Source organism: Sphingopyxis bauzanensis, from assembly GCF_002205675.1.
GTDB lineage: Bacteria > Pseudomonadota > Alphaproteobacteria > Sphingomonadales > Sphingomonadaceae > Sphingopyxis > Sphingopyxis bauzanensis.
The window spans coordinates 441,776-463,066 of sequence record NZ_NISK01000001.1 but is presented as its reverse complement, the minus strand read 5'-3'; the positions used below and the strand labels follow the sequence as shown (position 1 = coordinate 463,066).

At 64.8% G+C, this 21,291-nt stretch carries 18 protein-coding genes and 1 tRNA gene; 5 read left to right on the top strand and 14 right to left on the bottom strand.

Annotated features, from left to right (window positions below):
* Window positions 1-49 precede the first annotated feature (49 nt).
* A complete protein-coding gene (locus CDQ92_RS02240; RefSeq protein ID WP_088439684.1) occupies window positions 50-2,458 on the bottom strand; it encodes a ligase-associated DNA damage response DEXH box helicase in 2,409 nt (802 codons plus the stop codon).
* 73 nt (window positions 2,459-2,531) lie between these two features.
* Between CDQ92_RS02240 and CDQ92_RS02235 the strand changes: the two genes are divergently transcribed.
* Window positions 2,532-3,461, top strand: coding sequence for a glutaminase (locus CDQ92_RS02235; RefSeq protein ID WP_188682435.1), 930 nt, complete (start codon window positions 2,532-2,534; stop codon window positions 3,459-3,461).
* 73 nt (window positions 3,462-3,534) lie between these two features.
* On the opposite strand, the gene CDQ92_RS02230 is transcribed toward CDQ92_RS02235, so the two are convergent.
* From CDQ92_RS02230 to gyrB, 3 genes are all read right to left on the bottom strand, one after another.
* Window positions 3,535-3,933, bottom strand: a complete 399-nt coding sequence (locus CDQ92_RS02230; protein ID WP_088439682.1) for a ribonuclease E inhibitor RraB — start codon at window positions 3,931-3,933, stop codon at window positions 3,535-3,537.
* A gap of 66 nt (window positions 3,934-3,999) precedes the next feature.
* Window positions 4,000-4,404, bottom strand: a complete 405-nt coding sequence (locus CDQ92_RS02225; RefSeq protein ID WP_088439680.1) for a septal ring lytic transglycosylase RlpA family protein — start codon at window positions 4,402-4,404, stop codon at window positions 4,000-4,002.
* A gap of 131 nt (window positions 4,405-4,535) precedes the next feature.
* Window positions 4,536-7,112, bottom strand: a complete 2,577-nt coding sequence (gyrB, locus tag CDQ92_RS02220) for a DNA topoisomerase (ATP-hydrolyzing) subunit B (protein ID WP_088439678.1) — start codon at window positions 7,110-7,112, stop codon at window positions 4,536-4,538.
* A gap of 106 nt (window positions 7,113-7,218) precedes the next feature.
* Between gyrB and CDQ92_RS02215 the strand changes: the two genes are divergently transcribed.
* Complete coding sequence (locus tag CDQ92_RS02215) at window positions 7,219-7,665, top strand: hypothetical protein (protein WP_144035674.1); 447 nt, start codon at window positions 7,219-7,221, stop codon at window positions 7,663-7,665.
* Between the two features lie 147 nt (window positions 7,666-7,812).
* Here the strand turns inward: CDQ92_RS02215 and CDQ92_RS02210 are convergent, their stop codons facing one another.
* From CDQ92_RS02210 to CDQ92_RS02175, 8 genes are all read right to left on the bottom strand, one after another.
* Window positions 7,813-8,319 carry a hypothetical protein gene (locus CDQ92_RS02210; protein WP_229667572.1) on the bottom strand — a complete coding sequence of 169 codons (507 nt, stop codon included), beginning with the start codon at window positions 8,317-8,319 and terminating at the stop codon, window positions 7,813-7,815.
* Between the two features lie 2 nt (window positions 8,320-8,321).
* A complete protein-coding gene (locus CDQ92_RS02205; RefSeq protein ID WP_088439674.1) occupies window positions 8,322-9,011 on the bottom strand; it encodes a nitroreductase in 690 nt (229 codons plus the stop codon).
* The gene (locus tag CDQ92_RS02200; RefSeq protein WP_088439672.1) at window positions 8,998-9,873 is read right to left on the bottom strand and encodes an RDD family protein; all 876 of its coding nucleotides are present in this window, start codon (window positions 9,871-9,873) and stop codon (window positions 8,998-9,000) included. The genes CDQ92_RS02205 and CDQ92_RS02200 overlap by 14 nt, the downstream gene beginning before the upstream one ends.
* Window positions 9,870-10,907, bottom strand: coding sequence for a stage II sporulation protein M (locus tag CDQ92_RS02195; protein WP_088439670.1), 1,038 nt, complete (start codon window positions 10,905-10,907; stop codon window positions 9,870-9,872). Before CDQ92_RS02195 ends, CDQ92_RS02200 begins: the two co-directional genes overlap by 4 nt.
* Window positions 10,904-12,220, bottom strand: coding sequence for a DUF58 domain-containing protein (locus CDQ92_RS02190; protein ID WP_088439668.1), 1,317 nt, complete (start codon window positions 12,218-12,220; stop codon window positions 10,904-10,906). The genes CDQ92_RS02195 and CDQ92_RS02190 overlap by 4 nt, the downstream gene beginning before the upstream one ends.
* A gap of 160 nt (window positions 12,221-12,380) precedes the next feature.
* Window positions 12,381-13,250, bottom strand: coding sequence for an AAA family ATPase (locus CDQ92_RS02185; protein ID WP_229667580.1), 870 nt, complete (start codon window positions 13,248-13,250; stop codon window positions 12,381-12,383).
* A 94-nt stretch (window positions 13,251-13,344) separates the two neighbouring features.
* The gene (locus CDQ92_RS02180) at window positions 13,345-14,577 is read right to left on the bottom strand and encodes a hypothetical protein (protein ID WP_088439666.1); all 1,233 of its coding nucleotides are present in this window, start codon (window positions 14,575-14,577) and stop codon (window positions 13,345-13,347) included.
* Window positions 14,574-15,278, bottom strand: coding sequence for a DUF4129 domain-containing protein (locus tag CDQ92_RS02175; RefSeq protein ID WP_088439664.1), 705 nt, complete (start codon window positions 15,276-15,278; stop codon window positions 14,574-14,576). Before CDQ92_RS02175 ends, CDQ92_RS02180 begins: the two co-directional genes overlap by 4 nt.
* A gap of 175 nt (window positions 15,279-15,453) precedes the next feature.
* Here CDQ92_RS02175 and CDQ92_RS02170 point away from each other — a divergent pair, with 175 nt between their 5' ends.
* From CDQ92_RS02170 to CDQ92_RS02160, 3 genes are all read left to right on the top strand, one after another.
* Window positions 15,454-17,661 (top strand): dehydrogenase E1 component subunit alpha/beta, encoded by a 2,208-nt coding sequence (locus tag CDQ92_RS02170; RefSeq protein ID WP_229667571.1) that lies wholly within the window; start codon window positions 15,454-15,456, stop codon window positions 17,659-17,661.
* A complete protein-coding gene (locus CDQ92_RS02165) occupies window positions 17,658-18,710 on the top strand; it encodes an ACP S-malonyltransferase (protein WP_088439662.1) in 1,053 nt (350 codons plus the stop codon). Before CDQ92_RS02170 ends, CDQ92_RS02165 begins: the two co-directional genes overlap by 4 nt.
* Before the next feature lie 403 nt (window positions 18,711-19,113).
* On the top strand, window positions 19,114-19,533 hold the full coding sequence (locus CDQ92_RS02160) for a helix-turn-helix domain-containing protein (RefSeq protein WP_444544649.1): 420 nt from the start codon (window positions 19,114-19,116) through the stop codon (window positions 19,531-19,533).
* A 225-nt stretch (window positions 19,534-19,758) separates the two neighbouring features.
* Here the strand turns inward: CDQ92_RS02160 and CDQ92_RS02155 are convergent.
* Window positions 19,759-19,833: transfer RNA gene (locus CDQ92_RS02155), tRNA-Glu, on the bottom strand.
* Window positions 19,834-20,381: 548 nt separating this feature from the next.
* Window positions 20,382-21,233 (bottom strand): hypothetical protein, encoded by an 852-nt coding sequence (locus CDQ92_RS02150; RefSeq protein ID WP_088439660.1) that lies wholly within the window; start codon window positions 21,231-21,233, stop codon window positions 20,382-20,384.
* Window positions 21,234-21,291: the final 58 nt, after the last annotated feature.

Genomic DNA, 21,291 nt, shown 5'->3' with positions numbered 1-21,291 from the left:
ATCTACGCCTCATCCGGGCTGGCAGCAAGCGAAACGCCGCACGGCACCGCTACGTCGGCCGCATCGCCTGATCGGCCAGGCTGTCGGCCAGCTCGCCGAGCAGGGCATCATCGACATCGGCGCCGGCGACGCTTTCGCGCCCGATCAGCACCAGCACCGGGATCGCCAGCGGACTGATGCGCTCCAACTTCTGGTGCAGCATCGTCCCCGCCGCACGGTCGAGCAGGTCGCCCAGCCGCGCAACATCAGTCAGCCGCTCGCGGGCATCGGCCCAGGCGGCTTCGAGCAGCAGATGGTCGGGCTCATATTTGCGCAGCACATCAAAGATCAGGTCGGTCGAAAAGGTCACCTGCTTGCCAGTCTTGCGCTTGCCGGGGTGCTGGCGCTCGATCAGCCCGCCGATCACCGCCACCTCGCGAAAGGCGCGCTTGAGCAGGTGCGATCCCTCGACCCATTCGACAAATTCATCCTCAAGGATCGCCGCGTCGAACAGCGCGGCCGGGTCGGCGACCGGGCGCAGCGACCAGATCGCCAGCGCATAATCGGAGGCGACGAAGCCTAGCGGCTGCAACCCGGCGCGCTCCATCCTTTTGGTGATCAGCATGCCGAGCGACTGGTGCGCGTTCCACCCCTCGAACGGATAGGCGACGAGATAATGATTGCCCTCGTGCGGGAAGGTTTCGACGAGCAGCTCGCCGGGGCGCGGCAACACCGAGCGGAGCGCCTGCATCTCGAGCCAGAAGCGGACATCCGCGGGAAAGCGTGCCCAACTCGTCGGATCGGCAAGGAAGCCGCGGACCCGGTCGGCGAGCCGCGTCGACAGTGCCATGCGCGCGCCGACATAGGAGGGAATGCGCGCCGGCTTCGTCGTGGCGCGAACGAGGACGTCCGAGTCGCGGATGCTCTCAACCTCCAGGCTGAGCCCCGCAAAGGCAAAGGTGTCGCCGGGGCTTAACGTGCTCGCAAAATATTCCTCGACCGTGCCGAGCCGCCGCCCGTTCTTGAACCGCACATCGAGTGTCGGCGCATCGACGATAATCCCGGCGTTGAGCCGGTGCTGGGCGGCGAGTCTGGGATGTGCGATGCGCCAGCCGCCTTGTCCGTCGGGGGCAAGGCGGCGAAAGCGGTCATAGCTTTTGAGCGCATAGCCGCCGTCGCGGACAAAGCCGAGCAGGCGGGAAAAGAGCGTTGCATCAACCCAGCGATACGGCGCTGCCGAGCGGATCTCCGCCAGCAGCGCATCCTCCTGGAACGGCGCCGCGCAGGCGAGCGCCATCACATGCTGCGCCAGCACGTCGAGCGCGCCGGGGCGGAAGCGGTCGGCGTCGCGCTCGCCCGCCTTGACTGCATCCAAGGCCGCCTGCGCCTCCAGATATTCGAAACGATTGCCGGGGACGATCAGCGCCTTACTCGGCTCGTCCAGCCGGTGATTGGCGCGCCCGATGCGCTGGAGCAGCCGCGAGGACCCCTTGGGCGCCCCCATCTGGATCACGCAGTCGACGTCGCCCCAGTCGAGTCCGAGGTCGAGACTGGAGGTCGCGACGAGCGCGCGCAATCGCCCTTCGGCCATCGCCGCTTCGGCGCGCTGGCGCGCCTCGCGGTCGAGGCTGCCGTGGTGGATCGCGATCGGCAGCGACAGGTCGTTGACCTTCCACAATTCCTGAAAGATCAGCTCCGCGAGCCCGCGAGTGTTACAAAAGATGATCGTGGTGCGGTTCTTGGCGACCTCCGCCATCACTTGATGCACCGCATAACGCCCCGAATGCCCCGCCCATGGCACGGCGCCCTCGGGCAGCAGGATCTGGATGTCGGGGTCGGCGCCCGCTTCCCCCTCCACCAGCGTCACGCTGCCAGCATCGCTGTCGGGCGCCAGCCACGCGCGGTACGCGGTAGTATCGGCGATCGTCGCCGACAGCCCGACGCGGCGCAGGCCCGGCGCGATCGCCTGCAACCGCGCCAGCGCAAGGCTGAGCAGGTCGCCGCGTTTGCCCGGCGCAAAGGCGTGGATTTCGTCGATCACCACCGTCTTGAGGTCGGCGAACATCGAGAAACTGTCAGGATAGGAGATCAGCAGCGACAGCGATTCGGGCGTGGTCAGCAATATGTTCGGCGGCCGGCTGCGTTGGCGCGCTTTCTTGTCCGACGACGTATCGCCGCTGCGGCTCTCGACGCTGATGGGAAGTCCCATCTCGGCGATCGGGCCGAGGAGATTGCGTTCGACATCGGCAGCCAAGGCCTTCAGCGGTGACACGTAGAGCGTGTGCAGCCGGTCGGTCGGGTGCGCGGTCAGGTCCACGAGCGTCGGCAGAAACCCCGACAGCGTCTTTCCAGCGCCGGTCGCGGCGACGAGCAACGCATGTTCGCCGCGCTCACCAGCTCTGAGCATATCGGCCTGATGCCGCCGCAGCCGCCACCCGCGCGCAGCGAACCAGTCGGTAAAAGGGGCGGGGAGGTTCATATGGAGAACGTGGGGCCGCGATGAGGCGGCGGCAAGCCTTTCCCGTTCGGCGCTCCTGCGGTAGGCATCGCGGATGACCGAGAACCTCCGCCATCATATCGACGAGGCCATGCTGCTGGCGACTGAGCAGCTGGGGCAAGGGCGCGTCGCCGATTATATCCCGGCGCTGGCGAAGGTCGATCCGAACAAGCTCGGTTTCGCGCTCGCCCTTCCAGACGGCACCGTCCACACGTCGGGCGACGCGGATGAAGCCTTTTCGATCCAGTCGGTGTCGAAGATATTCACGCTCGCGCTCGCGCTGCGCCGCGTCGGCAGCGACCTGTGGACCAGCGTCGGTCGCGAGCCGTCGGGGAGCGCCTTCAATTCGGTCGTCCAGCTCGAAAGCGAGCAGGGCATTCCGCGCAACCCGCTGATCAACGCGGGTGCGATCGCAACCACCGACCGGCTGATCGACGGGCGCGAGGGTGATGCGGTCGCCGAAGAAATCCTCGATTTTATCTGCGCCCGCGCGGGCGATGACCGTGTCGAAATCGACTTCGACGTTGCTTTTTCCGAATCCGAAACCGGCGCGCGTAACCGCAGCCTCGCCCATTTTATGGATGCGTTCGGTAACTTGCGGCACCCCGTAGAAACCGTCGTCGGCGTCTATTTTCGTCAATGCGCAATCGCGATGAGCTGCCGCCAGCTCGCGCGTGCCGGGCTGTTCCTGGCGATGGAAGGCTGCGATCCGCTCACCGGCGAACAGATCGTCGAAGCGCACCGCGCGCGCCGCATCAACGCGATCATGATGCTCTGCGGCCACTACGACAACAGCGGCGAATTCGCCTTCCGCGTCGGCCTGCCGGGCAAGAGCGGCGTCGGCGGCGGCATACTATGCATCGCCCCCGGGCAAGGATCGATCGCGGTGTGGTCGCCGGGGCTTAACGAGGCCGGGACTTCGCTCGCGGGCGCCGTCGCGCTCGAACATTTCGCCTGTGCGGCGGGATGGTCGGTGTTCGATTGACCAACGGCGGATGAATGGCAGAACTGGGGTGGGGAGCGGACAACGTAATGGGCGCCGCGAAGTTGGGATCGGTTCAGTAGTTTGCCGCTTCGACCGATGTTTCCCATCCGTCATATTTCACCTTGTAATGAGCTTCCATCCTCAGTGTGTCTTGCCGAAGACGAGCCAAATCTTCTGGCGTGGTCGATTGTTCTCGTTCAAGCCAAAGATAGAGTGTGCCGTTAGCGTCACTCACATCAGCAAGTCGCCAACCTAAGGAAATTGCGTCGCCTTTAAGCCGATTGATCGGTCCATCCTCTCCAGCAAAATATACGCTGACCGTTCGAACGGTATTGGGCACGTCTCCAGCGTCCCTCAGGGCGCTGACGATTTCAGCGTCAGACATCTCCTCTTTTGCTAGGCGCTCTGCCGCGATCGGAACTTGATTCAAGCTCATTGAGAGAATTCCTGCGGCGGCAATTATCGATAACATGTGGCTCGTGTGCCACTGTCCGCCAATGACTGCAATTGGTCGCAACCCGACCTTACTCTACGCCCGTCAATCGTCGTTCAGCAGCGCCAGCTTCACCCGCGCGGTGCCGCTGCGGTGCATGCCGATTTCCCGCGCGGCAGCGTGGCTGACGTCGATCACCCGGCCGCGATGAAAAGGGCCGCGGTCGTTGATGCGGACGATCACGCTGTCGCCGGTGGCTGTGTTGGTGACGCGCACCTTGCTGCCAAAGGCGAGGGTGCGGTGCGCGGCGGTCAATTCGTCGGGATCGAAACGCTCGCCATTGGCGGTGCGGTTGCCAGCGAGTTCGCGGCCGTAATAGCTCGCGACTCCGCTGCCGATTTCGGCTTCCTGGACCATCGCGGCAATGGCCTGATCGGAAACTTCTACGTCCTGCGCTGCGGCCGAAACCGTGAGCACAAGCGGCATCAGCATCGCTGAAAAGACCCGCATGACATCATCCCCTTATCGAAGGAGCGCCAAAAGCAGCGGTGGCTTACCAACGCAAGCCACCGCGCGTTGGACTGACGTCTATTTGCGTCCGGAGGTTGGAATCGGTACCGTTTGAGCGGAACCAATCGAAATCATACGTCCAGATTCGCCACCGACAGTGCGTTAGTCTGGATGAATTCGCGCCGCGGTTCGACTTCGTCGCCCATCAGTCGCTCAAAGATTTCGTGCGCGATGTCGGCCTGTTCGGCCTCGACGCGCAGCAGCGAGCGGTTCGATGGATCAAGCGTGGTTTCCCACAATTGCTCGGCATTCATTTCGCCCAGTCCCTTGTAGCGGCTGATCGCGAGCCCCTTGCGGCTGTGCGCGAAGATCGCCTCAAGCAGTTCGGACGGCCGCGTGATCGGGGTAACCTTGCCAACGCTCGCGGTGGGCAGGTCGCTGTCGCTCGCTTCGGCATCGTCGTCCGCGGCCTCGGCCGCCGCCAGCGCGGCGGCGTCGGCGGCCATCGCCGCGGCGCTGCTACCCTTCACCAACCGGCCCGGGTGGGCATAGGTCTCGGCTTGTTCGGCGGCCAGCTTGTGCAAGCGGCGCCCTTCCTGGCTCGCCAGGAAGGCGGCGTCGATCGCATGATGGTCGCTGACACCGCGCCAGCGCTTCTCCAGCGTATAGCCGCCGTCGCTGGCGGTGATCGTCCATTTTGCTTCGATCCCGCCGGTCAGCGCGCGTTCGGCGGCGTTGAGCCATTCGGCGGCGCGCACGCCCGCGGCGGCACGCCCGGCGCTGTCGAGCGCCGGATCGAGCGCACCGTTGAGCGCCAACGCCTCGACCAGTTCGTAATTATGCCCGCGCGGGACATAGCGCATCAGCGCGCGCAGGCGGCGGCCATGGTCGATCAGATCGCGCAAGTCGTTGCCCGACCGCGCCCCCCCGGTGGTTTCGAGCATCAGCGCGTCGATGCCGCCGTCGACGAGGTAATTTTCAAGCGCAGTGTCGTCCTTGAGGTAAACCTCGCTGCGCCCCTTGGCGACTTTGTAGAGCGGCGGCTGCGCGATGTAGAGATAGCCGCCCTCGATGATCTCGGGCATCTGGCGATAGAAGAAAGTGAGCAACAGCGTGCGGATATGCGCGCCGTCGACGTCAGCGTCGGTCATGATCACAATTTTGTGATAGCGCAGCTTTTCGATATTGAATTCGTCGCGGATCCCGGCCCCGAGCGCCTGGATCAGCGTCCCGACTTCCTTCGACGAGATGATCCGGTCGAAGCGCGCGCGCTCGACGTTCAGGATCTTGCCCTTCAGCGGCAGGATCGCCTGAACCTTGCGGTCGCGGCCCTGCTTGGCCGATCCGCCTGCCGAGTCACCCTCGACCAGGAACAATTCGCATTTGGCGGGGTCGCGTTCCTGGCAGTCGGCGAGTTTGCCGGGCAGCGAGGCGATGTCCATCGCGCCCTTGCGCCGCGTCAGTTCGCGCGCCTTTTTCGCGGCTTCGCGCGCCGCGGCGGCGTCGATGACCTTCTGGATCACCGCCTTGGCATAGGCAGGGTTTTCCTCGAGCCATTCGGTCATCCGGTCGGCCATCAGGCTTTCGAGCGGCTGACGCACTTCGCTGCTGACCAACTTGTCCTTGGTCTGCGAAGAGAATTTGGGATCGGGCAGCTTGACTGACACGATCGCGGTCAAGCCTTCGCGCATGTCATCGCCAGTCAGGCTGACCTTCTCCTTTTTGAGGATGCCCGACTTGTCGCCATAACCGTTGATCGTGCGCGTCAGTGCGGCACGGAATGCGGCAAGGTGCGTGCCGCCGTCGCGCTGCGGGATGTTGTTGGTGAAACACAGCACATTTTCATAATAGCTGTCGTTCCATTCGAGCGCGACCTCGATGCCGATGCCATCGCGTTCGCTGCTGATCGCGATCGGATCGGGCAGCAATGCGTTCTTGTTGCGGTCGAGATATTTGACGAAGGCGCCGATGCCGCCCTCATAATAAAGATCGTGGGACTGATGCTCGGCGTGGCGGGCATCGACCAGCTTGATGCGGACACCGGAGTTGAGAAACGCGAGTTCGCGGTAGCGATGTTCCAGCTTTTCGAAATCGAACTCGAGGACATTCTTGAAGGTTTCGGTCGATGCCTGAAAGGTGACGCGCGTGCCCTTCTTGCCCGCAGGGGCGGGGCCGTTGACCTTGAGCGGCGCAACCGAATCGCCATGTTCGAACCGCATCCAATGCTCTTCGCCGTCGCGCCAGATCGTCAGCTCGAGCCATTCGGACAGCGCGTTGACGACGCTGACCCCGACGCCGTGCAGACCGCCCGACACCTTGTACGCATTGTCGTCGCTGGTGTTCTCGAACTTCCCGCCGGCGTGGAGCTGGGTCATGATGACCTCGGCCGCCGAAATGCCTTCTTCGGCATGGATGCCGGTCGGGATACCCCGGCCATTGTCCTCGACGCTGACCGATCCGTCGCTGTTGAGGGTGATCAGGACGAGGTCGCAGTGGCCCGCGAGCGCTTCATCGATCGCATTGTCCGACACCTCGAACACCATGTGGTGCAGTCCCGACCCGTCGTCGGTGTCGCCGATATACATGCCGGGGCGCTTGCGGACTGCATCCAGGCCCTTGAGAACCTTGATCGAATCGGCGCCATAAGCATTGGCATTGGGCAAGTTGGCATTGGCGCTCGGCGCCGTATTTTCAGGGGTGTCCGTCATGCCGATTATATAGGGTCGAAGGCGGCAAAACCCAAGCGAAAATGCGGGTCTTGGTGCTTTCGCGACGAGCGTTGCATGGTCACGCCGCGGCGGCTAGATTCGGGGCATGAAAACGTATCGCTCCCCCCGTATCGCTTTGTCGCTGGCTGCTGCGCTGGCATTGCCGCTCGCCGCATGCAGCCAGCCCGAACCGCCTGCCGAAAATGCTCCGGCCGTGGCGGGCGAACCGCTCGCGACGCGCGCGGTGATGATCGGCACCGAGGGGCCAAGCCTGCCTGCTTGTTCGAGCATCAGTCGCGTCAAGGCGGGCGGTACCGACGTCTATTGGGCGCCCGACGAAATGCGCGCGGTCAAGGCCAAGCTGGCGGGCGGTGCCAATGTGTCGCTGTGCGAAGCGACCAATGACGACGCCTGGTTCGGAGTGGTCTTTGCCGCCCCGGGGACCGACCCCGATATGTGCGGGGTCGGCAAATCGGTCGCCAATGCGCGTGAATATCAGGGTCCGTGCCGCTGGGGCTGGATCAAGGGCGGGACGGTACAGCTGGGGGGATAACTGCCCATCTTCCCTGTGGCAAAGCCATCGGGAGGGGGACCGTTCGCGAAGCGAATGGTGGAGCGGCCTTGCGACGGCACGCCATTGCCCCACCGCCAGTCCTTCGGACTGCCACCACCCCATCGCTGCGCGACAGGGAGGATCTTTTTATCGACAATCCTCGATCACCCGCCCGATCTCCGATTGCACCGGCAGCGTCAGCGCGCCGCCGCCCGGCGTTTCCAGCGCGAACCGTCCGCGGCTGAACGCGATGCGGTCGAGCCGCGGATCGCGGTTGGGCAGCATTGCGCTGCCGCCATCGAAGCGGATCTCGTCGGTCCCGGCGCTCGTGCGCAGGCTGACGGCGCCCGCCAGTGCCGAGGTCAGGCGAATCGCGCTGCCGCTGCATGTCATGGTGAGCAGCGGATTGGCGCTGCCGGTCGGGACGAACGCCGCAGCGCGGCTGCCTGCATCATAACGCCACGCGCCACTATCGACGGCGCGCTCTTCCCAGCCCTTGGTCGGGGTCGGAAGCGGTGCCGGGGTCGGCGCGGCGGCGACCGGAGCCGGACGCGGCGGTGGCGGGGCGGGGGTTGGCACCGCGGCGCAACCCGCGACCGCCAGCATCAACGGCACCGCCAGCCCATATTGTGTCCACATCCGCTGCCGCTTCATATTCAAAATCCCTGCCAATCGATCACTTCGTCCAGTCCTACGCGCGGCACCGGCCACTGGTTCACCGCGGCGTCTTCGTCGGCATAGCCGATCGCGAGACCGGTGAACAAAATCTGGTCGTCGCCCAGCGCCAGTGTCTCCCGCACCGTCTTGCCATACATCGCCCAGCATTCCTGCGGACAACTGGCGAGGCCGGCCTCGACGAGCAGCAGCATCACCGATTGCAGCCACATGCCCATGTCCGACCATTGCGGCGGCCCCATGATGCGCGAGCAGTGGAGGAAAAGCATCACCGGTGCGCCGAAACCCCGGTAATTCTCCACGAACTGAGCCAGCCGACCCGCCTTGTCTTCGCGCGGGATGCCGAGCGCGGCATAGAGCCCCTCGCCGACCCCGAAGCGCCGCGTCTCCCACGGATCGGTCAGCCCCTTGGGATAGATGTCATATTCGGGCTGATAGCCCTCACGCCCCATCGCCAGCCGCGCCGCGACCGCATCCTTCACCGCCGCCCAGGGTGCGCCGGTCAGCACCGTCGCCTGCCAGGGCTGCAGATTGCCGCCCGACGGCGCACGCTGCGCTGCGGCGAAAATATCCCGGAGCAGCGCCTGATCGACGGGCTGGCCGGTAAATTTGCGGATCGATCGCCGCTGGTGCAGCGCAGCGGTTACCGAATGCGGGTCAGTCACTGGCATATTTGTCCTCTCGCCGTTTGCCGAACAGCAATTTGCGTTCGAGCCGGGCTTTCAATTGGCGGTAGTAGCTCAGCAGGAAGACGTCATCCTCTTCGGCGACGGGGCGACCGATTTTGGCGCGGATCGTGTCGGCGACCTCGCGCATCGCGCGGGCGTCTCTGCCGCGCAGGACGCGTTCGAGCTCCTGCAATTCGAAAATGCCGTACACCGCCAGTTCGGCCTCGCTGAACGTCATCGCGTCGCCCGCCGTGCCGGTGGCGATATCGGCGTCGAGCTTCACCCGCTGTGCCATCACCACCCACGTCCCGGCGATCAGATCGCCCATCCGCATCCGGTCGCGGTTGAACAGCAGGAACAGGCTGAGCGTCAGCGACCACAGCACCCCCGCCGCCATCGTCCAGCCCGACACCATATCCTCCGCCGCGCCGAACCCCAGCATCATCAGCGGCAGGAACAGCTCGAGCTCGCGGATCAAATTGCGCGCCACCACGGCGTCGGCGGTCAACCGCCCGCCGTCGCGCGCCACGACGCGAATGCCCATCAGCCTTTTGCCCGGCGTCGCGGCGCGCGATCCCAGCTCGAAGCCGATGAACCAGAAGGTGCGCAGCAGGAAGGCGCCAAGCATCCAGACGACCATGGTGATGTCCGATTGCGAGGCAAAGCCGATCCACAGCATCACGAGCGAGAACAGGAATAACGCCAGCACGATCAGGATCAGATCGACCAGCAGCGCCCCGAACCGCAGCCCCGAACTTGCGATGCGCAATTCCAGATCGACCCCCTCGGGAGTGATGAACTGGCGGACCTTTTTCGCCCGCGCGCTGCGCGATTTGGCGTTGGCCTGCGCGGCAGCGGCGCTCATGTCACATCCTCGCGGCGCGGGATGTAATAATAGGCGATCCAGAACAGCAGCATCAGCGTGCCGATGCCATAACGCAGCATCGTGTCGGTGATCAGCTGGCGGCCGAACCCTTCGAGCAGTCCGGCCATGAACAGCATCAATATGACCCCGATCATCACCTTGCCCGCGGTCCGCCCCGCCTCCGCCGCCGCCTGTAACCGGCTGCGCGCGCCGGGAAACACGACCGCGGCGCCGATGCGCAGCCCGGCGGCGCCCGACAGTGCCGCGGCGAACAATTCGGTGGTACCGTGGATGAACAGCCAGCCGCCGAAGTCGAACCCCAGCCCCTTGGCCGAAAACAGCGCCATCATCGCGCCCAGCCCAATCCCCTGATAATATTCCAGCATCATCGTCGGCACGCCAAAGGCAAATCCCAGCGCAAAGGACAGGATCGACACGCGGCTGTTGTGCGTGAACAAATAGGTCGCAAAGACGTGCAGGCCGCTTTCGCCCTCGTTCGCCGCCTTGCCATGGCCCAGCGTCGATTGCAGATATTCGGCGGTGGCGCGTGGATCGCGGCCGCCCGCCATGTCTTCGCCGACGAAATTATAATACCATTCAGGGTTGCTCGCGACGAGCGAGTAGCTGGTGCTCGCGCCGAGCAGGATGATCAGCGAAATGATAATCGTCTCTTTCCACACCGACCGCACCGCGGCGGGCCAGTCGTACAGGAAGAAGCGCCGGATGCGGCTCCAACGCGTCTCGCGCACGCCATAAACGAGGAAATAGCCGCGGATCGACAGCGCCTCGAGATGATCGAGCAACGCCTTGTCGAGGCTGGTCGCGCGCGCGATCGACAGCGACGACAGCGTGGCGCGATAGAGCAGGGGCAGTTGCAACAGCTCGTCGCTGGTCAGCGCCTTGACACCCTTTTTCTCGAGCTTGGTAAGCAGCAGGTCGAACGCGATCCAGTCGGCCTCGCGTTCGGCGCGAAAGCGGCCGGTCGAAAAGCTCGGGGCGTCGAGGGCGCGCGTCGGGGCGGCCGCGGGGATCATAAGGTGCCCGCCCGCTTGATGCCGAGATAGGCTTCGACCGCTCTCGCCCCCATCGCGTCAGCGGGCACTTCGACGACATCGGCGCCGAGCCTTTGCAACCGAGCGATCACCAGCTGGCGGTCGCGCAGCATTGCTGCGGCGACGTTCGATCGCGTGACGTCGGCGCCGGTTTCGGGGCGGCGACGTTCCTCGCTTTCGACCTCTTCATCCTTGATGACGACGAACAGCAGCCGGTGTTTCTTCACCAATCGTCCGGCGGCGCGGATCATCAGGTCGGCGCTGGTGGCGTCGGTGAATTCGGTGAACAGAATGATCAGCGAGCGGCGGTTGAGCTGGGCGCCAAGCGTTGTCAGCGCGAGGGTGAAATTGCTTTCGACGTGCGCATAATCGATCAGGCTCGCGGTGCGCTGCAACGCCGGAAAATCCTGCGTGTGCATATAGGCGGGGGTCAGCGTGTGCGGCTTGGCGGCAAAGGAGAACAGGCTGATCCGGTCGTTCAGTTTCAGCCCGACATAGGCGAGCAGCAGCGCCGCCGACACCGCGCGATCGACGCGCGGCATCCCGCCGACGGGTTCGGCCATCGTGCGCCCGCTGTCGATCGCCAGCACGACGCGGTTGTCGCGTTCGACGCGATATTCCTTGGCGAGCAGTTTGACGTGGCGCGCCGACGCGTTCCAGTCGATCGCGCGGCGGTCCATCCCCGGCTGATATTCGGCGAGCGCTTCGAATTCTGTACCTTCGCCGCGCAGGCGCTGCTGGCGCAGTCCGAACCAGCTGTTGCGCTGGAACAACCGGCTGCCTTCGTCGGTGACCGCGCGCAGGCTGGGGACAACGCTGATCGCGCCGTCGATCGCAAAGCGGCGCTGTTTCCACACCAGCCCGAGCGGCCCGGCCCAGCGGATCCACAGCGCCTCGATCAAAGCCTGTCCGCGCCGCGAGGCGGTGAGCGAAAGGGTGCGGGTCAAGCCCTCGCCGCTGCTTGTCCGGCGCATATCGCCTGCCAGCCGCCCGCCTTCAACGAACCGCTCGTCGAGCGCGAGCGCCAGTTCGGCGCGCGGCGGGACCGCGGGGCCGCGCGCCGCCAGCGCTAGGTCGAACGGATCACCGACCCCGACCAGATGCGGAAAACGGGCGTCGAGCGCGAGGTGGTGCGGACTCGCGCCCGCGATGGTGTCGAGGATCAGGCACGCGACGATTACCCCGATCCACCCGGGCGCGACCAGCCACAGCTCGGGCCGCACCAGCCCCAGCGCGAGCGCGATCGGGGCGCCGAGCAGCAGCAGATAGATCGCCCGGCGGGTTGGGTAGATCATGGGGATAGTTCCTCCCTGTGGCGGAGCCTTGGGGAGGTGGCAGCGCGAAGCGCTGACGGAGAGGCTTTGGCGCGAACGTCGTCGCCCCTCCACCATCGCCTTCGGCGACGGTCCCCTTCCCCATCGCTGCGCGACAGGCAGGATCGATTGCAGGTGCCGATCACCGCGGCACTTCTTCGCGCTCGAGCAGCGCCGCGACGACCTCTTCGACGCTGCGCCCTTCGATTTCCGCCGCCGCCGACAGGATGACGCGGTGGCGCAGCACGCCCGACGCGAGGCGCTGGATATCGTCGGGAATGACATAGTCGCGCCCGTCTAGCGCCGCCGCGGCGCAGGCGGCGCGCGCCAGCAATGTCGCGGCGCGGGGCGAGGCGCCGCATTCCAGATCGGCGCTCTCGCGCGTCGCCCGGACGAGCTGGACGATGTAGTCGACGATCTCGTCGGCCAGCCGTACCGTGGCGATCGTGTCGATCGCGGCTTCGATCGTTTTCGCATTCGCGACTTTCGTCACTCCGAAATCGGCGACTGCGGGACTTTTAAAGCGCCCGCCATGGTCGGCGACGATGCGTCGTTCCTCGTCGGCGGCGGGATAATCGACGACCAGCTTGAACAGGAAACGGTCGAGCTGCGCCTCGGGCAGCGGATAGACGCCTTGCTGCTCGATCGGGTTCTGCGTCGCCAGCACGGTGAAGCGCGGGCTCATCACGTGGGCCTCGCCGTTGATCGTCACGCGGCGTTCCTGCATCGCCTCGAGCAGTGCGGCCTGCGTCTTGGGCGGGGTGCGGTTGATTTCGTCGGCGAGCAGCAGCTCGGTAAAGATCGGCCCCTTGGTCAGGGTGAAGCTCGACGTCTGGAAGTTGAACAGGTTCGACCCCAGGATGTCGCCCGGCATCAGGTCGGGAGTGAACTGGATGCGCCCGAAGTCGAGGCCCGTCGCGCGCGCGAACGCCTGCGCGAGCAAGGTCTTCGCGGTTCCCGGCGGGCCTTCGAGCAGCACATGGCCGCCCGCGAGCAGCGCGATCGTCACCATGCGGGTCAGCGGTCCCTGCCCGAACACGACCTTGGCGACCTCGGCCTCGATCGCGGCGCCGAGCGCCTGGACGCCTCCCACTCCCGTTGCGATATTATTGGCTGTCACGCAGTAAATCCTTCCTGATGTCGTGCAGCGCCTGCGCGTCTGCCAAAAACTCATGAGTGTTGCGTGCGAGCGGCAGCCGCCGTGCGAGCGCGGAAAATGTTTCGCCGCCGACGCGCAGATGCTTGTCGATCCAGCGGTCGGTCGCGGCGTCGTCGAGCCCGTCCGGCGCGTGCAACCGCCGCGCAATCGCGCTGCGCTGGCTGCGGACATAGGCATCGGCGCCGTCGAGCTCACGCCGCGCCTGTTTGATCAGGTCGGCGCTGTTGGCGATCAGCGCCGCTTTCGATACCGCAATTGCGCGCGCTGGTTTCAGCGCCGGACCGAAGCGCATCCACGCCTGCCACAATGCAAGCAGCCCCGCGGCGATCAGGCACAGGGTGATGCCGATGAACGGCGGCACAAAGGCAAAGCGCAGCAGCGATCGCTGGCTGCCAAAGCCGTTCAGCGTCACGTCGAACGCGACGCTATAGGCCCCCGCATCTTCGGCCACCGCATCGACCAGTATCGCCGCCGCGCGGGCGCGATCGCGGCTTGAGAACGCCAGATTGTTGACGAAATCGGGGTCGGACAGGATGTAAATCGCGGCATCGGGCTGCTTCGCCAGCACCGCGCCGCCGTGCGGAAAGGCGATCATCGTTTCCAGATCGGGCGCGTTCAGCACCTGCGTGCGCAGGTTGGGCAGCGTCAGCGCCATCGGAGAGCCGCCCAGATGGCCTTTCGCTTGCGCGCCGCGCGCGTTGGGCTCGCTGCCGATCTTGTCGATGCGTCCAGCAGCGGGCGGCAGCATCTTGGGCGACGGCGCGGACGCAAAGCCGCCCCCTGCCCAACCCGCTTTCGACGGATGGCGGCCGGTCCGCCATTTCGGCAATATGATCAGCACCGCCCCGCCGCGCTGTTCGCTGATCAGACGGGCAAGGTCGTCGGCCTTGGTGGTATGGCCGGGGGTGAGGATCAACAATTCGGGATCCTCCAGCATCGGCGCTTCTTCGCGGCGGCGCAGGTCCACCGCGGCGTCGCTGCGTTCGAGCAGGTCGACGATTCCGGCGTAACCCGGCGCGGCCTTCGACAGCGCATGGCCGCCGCCGTCGTTGCCGCTGCTCAGCTGCGGACCGAGCGCGATCAGCGCCCACAGCGCGATGAACGCGATCACGCCGATCGCGACGACGCCCGCGATCAGGCGCGGGTTGAACCCGCCGTCGCTTGCTACCCCGCCGCTCATGTCCGCGCCCAATTCTTTGGCACCGTCAGTTCGGCATAGGCACTGCGGCATTGTTGCCAGGCGCTGGCGTCGATCGAACGCCCGCCGAACAGGCTGATCTCGACCGCACGCGCGATGCGGCTGAATGCGTCGCGGGCAACCCCTGGCAAATCGCGCGCTTCGGCGAGGTCGCGTGAGGTCATCGCGGGCTTGACCAGCCCAGGGCGGCGGCCTTCGATATCTTCGACGCTGCGATAGAGCAGCAGGTGGACGGCTTCGGCAAAGCGCCCCTCGGCCGCCAGCGCATCGGCCTCGCTCAGCAACGCGCGCGCTGCCCCAGCTTCGGCCAGCCCGACATCATCGGTGCCGTCATCGTTGCCCGCCTTGCGCCGGAACGGCAGATTGTCGACCCAGCGCGCAAAGGCGGGGACAAAATGATAGAGCAAAAACAGTGCCAGCAGCGCGACGCCGATCCACAGCAAAGGCTTGGCAGCGGGCGCGCTCCATTGGAAAAAGCTGCTGATCATGTCGAACAGCGACCTCAGCCATTCGGGGGTCGGCGGCGGCGGGGGCGGGGGCGGTGGAAATACCGTTTGGATTTCGCCGCCCGCGATCGTCTGGCTATAGGCGGGATCGACGAGCTCGGGATCGATCAGCCAGCCGCTGCCCGCGCTCGAAGCATCGGCGGCCGCTGACGCCTGGGTGATCCACAGCGACATCATGCCCAAAAGACTGTTCCGCCGTGCATTGTCATCGCGCCAAAGCGTAGCGCGAGGCGGCGCGCCAAGGCAAGAGATGCTTGCGTACCGGTCTGCCCCGTTATAGCGCGCTGCCGCATGGGGCCGATGGTTGCGCGCGTAACCACGTGGACAATCAGGCAAAAGGCCGAACAGGAGGATGTCGGTGGACGCGGCGCAGGCAGTACATGAAAAATTCCTCGGCGTGTTGGCGGGCGGCCGCTTGCCGGACCGCGCCGATGCACCCGATCCGGCGACCGCGGGCCTGTCGCGCGCCGACGCGACAGATATTTTCCTGTCGCAGCTGACCAGCCGCCAGATGGACCGGCTGTCGCGCACGCTACAGGCGCGGGGTGAAGGTTTCTACACGATCGGATCGTCGGGGCATGAAGGCAACGCTGCGGTCGCCGCGGCGCTGCGCGTCACCGACATGGCGTTCCTCCATTATCGCTCGAACGCCTTCCAACTGCACCGCGCGCGGCACGTGCCGGGGCAGACCCCGACTTGGGACATGCTGCTCAGCTTTGCGGCCTCATCCGAAGACCAGATTTCGGGCGGGCGCCACAAGGTGATCGGATCGAAAGCGCTCAATATCCCGCCGCAAACCTCGACGATCGCCTCGCATCTGCCGAAGGCGGTCGGCGCCGCCTTCTCGATCGGCATCGCGCGCCGTATTGGCATGACCGGGCTGCCACTGCCCGACGATGCCGTCGTGCTGACCAGCTTCGGCGACGCCTCAGCGAACCATTCGACCGCGCAGGGCGCGTTCAACACCGCGGGCTGGGCAGCGTTTCAGGGCTCGCCGATGCCGCTGATCTTCCTGTGCGAAGACAATGGGATCGGCATTTCGACGCGCACCCCAACCGGCTGGATCGAGGCGCAGTTCCGCCACCGCGCCGGACTGCATTACATCAAATGTGACGGCAGCGACCTTGTGTCGGCCTATGCCGGCGCGTGCGAAGCCGCCGACTATGCGCGGCGGTATCGCAAGCCGGTATTTCTCCACATGGCGACGGTGCGGCTCTATGGTCACGCCGGGTCCGACGTGCAGGGCGCCTATCTGCCCAAGGCGCTGATCGAGGCCGACGAGGCACGCGATCCGCTGCTCGCGGGCGCGGCGTTGATGGCGCAGCAAGGGTGGATGACGCCCGCCGACATCGCCGATGCCTATGAGGAGATCGGCGCCACCCTCGCGCGGCAAGCCGAGGCCGCGATCCTGCGCCCGAAGATCACCACCGCCGCGCACGTCATGAAAAGCATCGTCCCGCCCCGGCGCGACATCACCCGCGTGAACACCCCGTCGGACGAAGACCGCAAGACGATGTTCGGCAGCGATGCCGGCGCGATGGACAAGCCGCAGCATATGGCGCGGCTTTTGAGCTGGGCGCTGGCCGACCTGATGCTCGCGCACAAAGAAATCGCCGTCATGGGCGAGGATGTCGGGCCAAAGGGCGGCGTCTATAATGTCACCGCGAAGCTCCACCAGCGTTTCGGGTCGGCGCGCGTCGTCAACACCTTGCTCGACGAACAGGCGATCCTCGGGCTCGCGATCGGCATGGCGCATAATGGCTTCCTGCCGATGCCCGAAATCCAGTTTCTCGCTTATGTCCACAATGCCGAGGACCAGATCCGCGGCGAGGCGGCGACGCTCAGCTTCTTCTCGGACGGCCAATATACCAATCCGATGGTGCTGCGCATTGCGGGGCTCGGGTACCAGAAGGGCTTCGGCGGCCATTTCCACAACGACAACAGCCTCGCCGTCTTCCGCGATATTCCGGGCGTGATTCTTGCGGTGCCGTCGAACGGGCGCGACGCGGTGGCGATGCTGCGCGAGTGCGTCAGACTGGCGCGTGAAGAGCAGCGGGTGGTCGTCTTCGTCGAACCGATCGCACTCTATATGACCCGCGATCTTCACGAAGAGGGCGATGGTCTGTGGACCAGTACCTACGAAGCGCCGGGCGACGGCGCGCCGATCCATTTCGGCGACGTCGGCATCCATGGCGGCGGTGCCGATCTGGCGATCGTGACCTATGGCAATGGCTATTATCTCTCGCGGCAGGCGGAAAAATTGCTTGCCGCCGATGGCGTCCAGGCGCGCGTGATCGATCTGCGCTGGCTCGGCCCGGTCGACGAAGACAAGCTCGTCGCCGCGGTCGGCGATGCGAAGCGCGTCCTGATCGTCGACGAATGCCGTATCACCGGCTCGCAGAGCGAGGCGCTGATGGCGACTTTCGTCGAACGTACTCCCGATAAACAGCTGAAGCGCATCGCCGCCGACGACAGCTTCATTCCGCTGGGCAAGGCCGCGACGCTGACCCTGCCGAGCCGCGATTCGATCTATGCCGCCGCAAAGGAGATGCTCGCATGACCGCGCGGAAAACTGCGCTTGTCGTCGCCCCGGGCCGCGGCACCTATGGCAAGGGCGAACTCGGCAGCATCGCGCGGCTGCACGGCACGCGCTTCGCCGATGTCATCGCCAATTTCGACGCCCAGCGACGTGACCGCGGCCAGCCGACGGTGACCGAACTCGACGGCGCCGAGCGTTTCAGCGTTGCCACGCATATGCGCGGCGACGTCGCGGCACCGCTGATCTACACCGCAACCGCGCTTGATTTTCTCAGCATCGACCGCGAGCAATATGACGTTGTCGCGGTCGCGGGCAATTCGATGGGCTGGTACAGCGCGCTGGCGCTTGGCGGCGCGGTGTCAGTCGAGGACGGTTTCCGCATCAGCAATGCGATGGGTCTCAACAGCCAGACCCACGGCCCCGGCGGGCAGATATTGCTGCAAGTCGTCGAGGAGAATTGGCGCCCGGTCCCAGGTCTCAGCGATCAACTGCTGGGCCTCGTCGCCGCCATCGCCGCGCGCCCCGACCACGCCCTCGCGCTGTCGATCGACCTCGCCGGAATGCTGGTGTTTGCGGGCAATGAGGCAGGCCTTGCCGCGCTGCTCGCCGCCGCGCCGCAGATCCCGGGCCGCGATCCGCTGCGCCTCGCCGGCCACGGCCCCTTCCACACCCCGTTGATGTTCGGCAGCGCCGACAAGGCCAAGGCCGAACTGCCTACCTCGCTGTTCGGCACCCCGGCGATCCCGCTGGTCGATGGCCGCGGCCACATCTGGCGCCGCTTCGCCAGCGACCCCGCCGCGATCTGGGACTACACCTTCGGCCACCAGATCCTCGCGCCTTATGATTTTGCGCGCTCGGTGCAGGTCGCGGTCAAAGAATATGCGCCCGACGTCATCATCCTGCCCGGCCCCGGCGACACGCTAGGCGGGGCGATTGCGCAATCGCTGATCGGCATCACCTGGCAAGGGATCGCGAGCAAGGCTGATTTTGCCGCGCGGCAGGCATCGGATCCGATCCTGTTGTCGATGGGCCGCGCCGAACAACGCTTGGCTGTGACCGGACACGAATAGGGTCGGCAGGGGAAGGAACATTTCCTTGCCGACCCTGTCAGCGAAAGAGCAGGATGGCGCCGCCGCTATCGCTTCTCCCCCCATCCCATCGTCGGCGCTGGCCAAGCAACGAACAATTCGGTCGCCACCCGCCGCCAATGCGCGAAAACAGGCCGCGTGCTGGGTCGGTTCGGGCAGGATCAGATGGATGTGACCTGCAACATCGCTCAGGCGAGGCACCATGGTGCCGATAGCTGCAAGAATGGGCGCTTCGGCGCGTTCGAAGGCCGATGCCCGATATTGAAATATAATGCTATGTGTTTTGTAAGGATAGCTAAGGAGGAGAACCGACCATAACGCGCATTTTTAAGAAAGGCTGGTTCGAGCGCTTCGCGCGGAAGGAGCGAAAGTCGACCTGGCGCTGTTGCGCGACGCGGCAACCGAAGCGTTGGAATGGAACGGCGAGGAACTGGACCGGCTGGTGGAGTCGGGAACGCTGTGGAGATCGAAGATGGCAACGATGACGAAGGATAAGGGCTATCGCAGCGAGATCGCGGGCGCGATCCATGAGATGATGAGCGACGCGCACGACGCGGGAGTTGTGTCGCGTGCAACGCTGCGCACCTTTGATGAGGCGTGTCTTGCTCGGGCTCCGGTGCTGGCGGGCGACGAAATCCGCGCGATCCGCGAGCGCGAGCATGTCTCGCAGCCGGTGTTCGCGGCCTATCTTAACGTATCGCGTAATCTGGTGTCGGATTGGGAGCGGGGTGTGAAACGTCCGGGTGGCCCCGCGTTGCGGTTGCTTTCGATCATCCAGCGCAAAGGATTGCAGGCCGTGGCATGATCAGTAATTCCGAACTCGACTCGATGATCGAGGAGACTCTATCAACACCGGTTTTCCGGAGCCTTGGGGCATCAACCAGCTCGCGCTGCCTGGCCGCTCGACCGAGGCGCGCAACCGCGCCTGCGTGTGGCTTGAACAAGCCTATAATGTAAGCGTGATGCAGAGTGGATATTAGGGATGCATTAGAAAAATTCCCCAGCCATCCCCGCAAACCCGCGGAAATGCTGGTGACCCCTACGGGAATCGAACCCGTGTTTTCGCCGTGAGAGGGCGACGTCCTGACCGCTAGACGAAGGGGCCGTTGGGTCGGAAATTTTCAGAAAAAACGCGCCGACCGCGCGCTTGACCGTGGTGACCCCTACGGGAGGGGTCGGATGGGCTGGAAGCCCACGGTTTTCCGCCATTTTCCGCGACGTGAAACGACGCATGTGTACTCAGTAGGTGTACTCACGATTGCGAGCACGCTGCCGCGATAGCCGTTGGTGAGGTGATCTGTAAAGGCTGCTTTGCGCCTGATCCCAGTCATAGCCGGCCGCGAAACCGATGCCTAAGAGCTGCCCTTCGGGCCTTTCAGAACTTACCGGCAGGAACGCGCCTGCATACTGGCATTCGACAGCGAGTAACCTGAGTGCGAAAGCGGCCATAGGATTTGACGCACGAAATGCGGCTATGTTTTGCTCTATTCTTTTTCGCTGCCGACTTACAAACGTTCAGGCATCGCCTCGATTGGCGGCACGCTCGATGGCACAGAATTCCTCGCCCCTGTCGAGCAGGTTGACTGCAAGGCGCTCATGATGAATTTCTGTCTTCGCTTCACAATCGAGTGAATTGGTGTGCGGATTTCGCCGCTATATCGAGCGCGCAGCGGATCGGGACTCAAGAATGAGAGCGTAAGCGGCTGCATCGATCAGCCGGTCGTATCGATGGCCGCGGAACCGGAATTGCTCGTCGACGGCTTCGATGCCGAGCTGCTCTTGGATATAGTCGGGGTTGTGTTCGACCAGAGTGAGAAGGCTCGCCGGATCCTTTTCGCCTGATTTCAGGCGACGCAGCGTCGCACGATCCCAGCTCCGAAGGGCGGCCGCCGCCATCTCCTCGCGCTCGTCGCCGTAAATGCCGAAAATGCTGAGCGATCGGTTCACATCGCCGCGCTGCAGGTGAAGAGGAATGTCGTCGCGCTCGCGGCGCGCGTATTCGTACATGTTCGCAACCTGCGCTGCGAGTTCAGCGGTGTAGAGCAGATGATCGCGCAGCTCGCGCTCTGCGACGATCCTTCTCGGTTCGCGGTCCTCGAGACCGGCGAGACGGGCGCTTTGTACCTGAAGCCGGGAAAGAAGCTCGGAGATCGGAAACGAGATGTCATCGTCGCCAGAGGCTTCAATGATCTCGGTTAGACTGGTGATAGCTTCTGCAGGCGGCGCGGGAAAAACGAGCACTTCGGCCCGACCGAGATGATCGCCGCGCATCGTTCCCAAAGCTCTTTGTAGTTCGATCGCGCAATCGCGCGCGTAATGCGAAAGCGTGCTCAGGGCGAGTGGCAGAACCGCGCGCGCGGCGAGCAAACGCCGACGGAGCCGCCCGCTTTCGAGGCGGTCTGCCTGATGGATCTGACGCGTAATATAAGTGCCGCCGACGAAAGCGGCGCCGACAGCGAAGAAGCTTCCGATGAGGGTCTGCCAATTTGAGATGGTCGAGATCATGGAGCGAATGTCCTGATGATTAGGGAAGAGCGGGCAGGAGCAGCCCATGTCGTCCGTG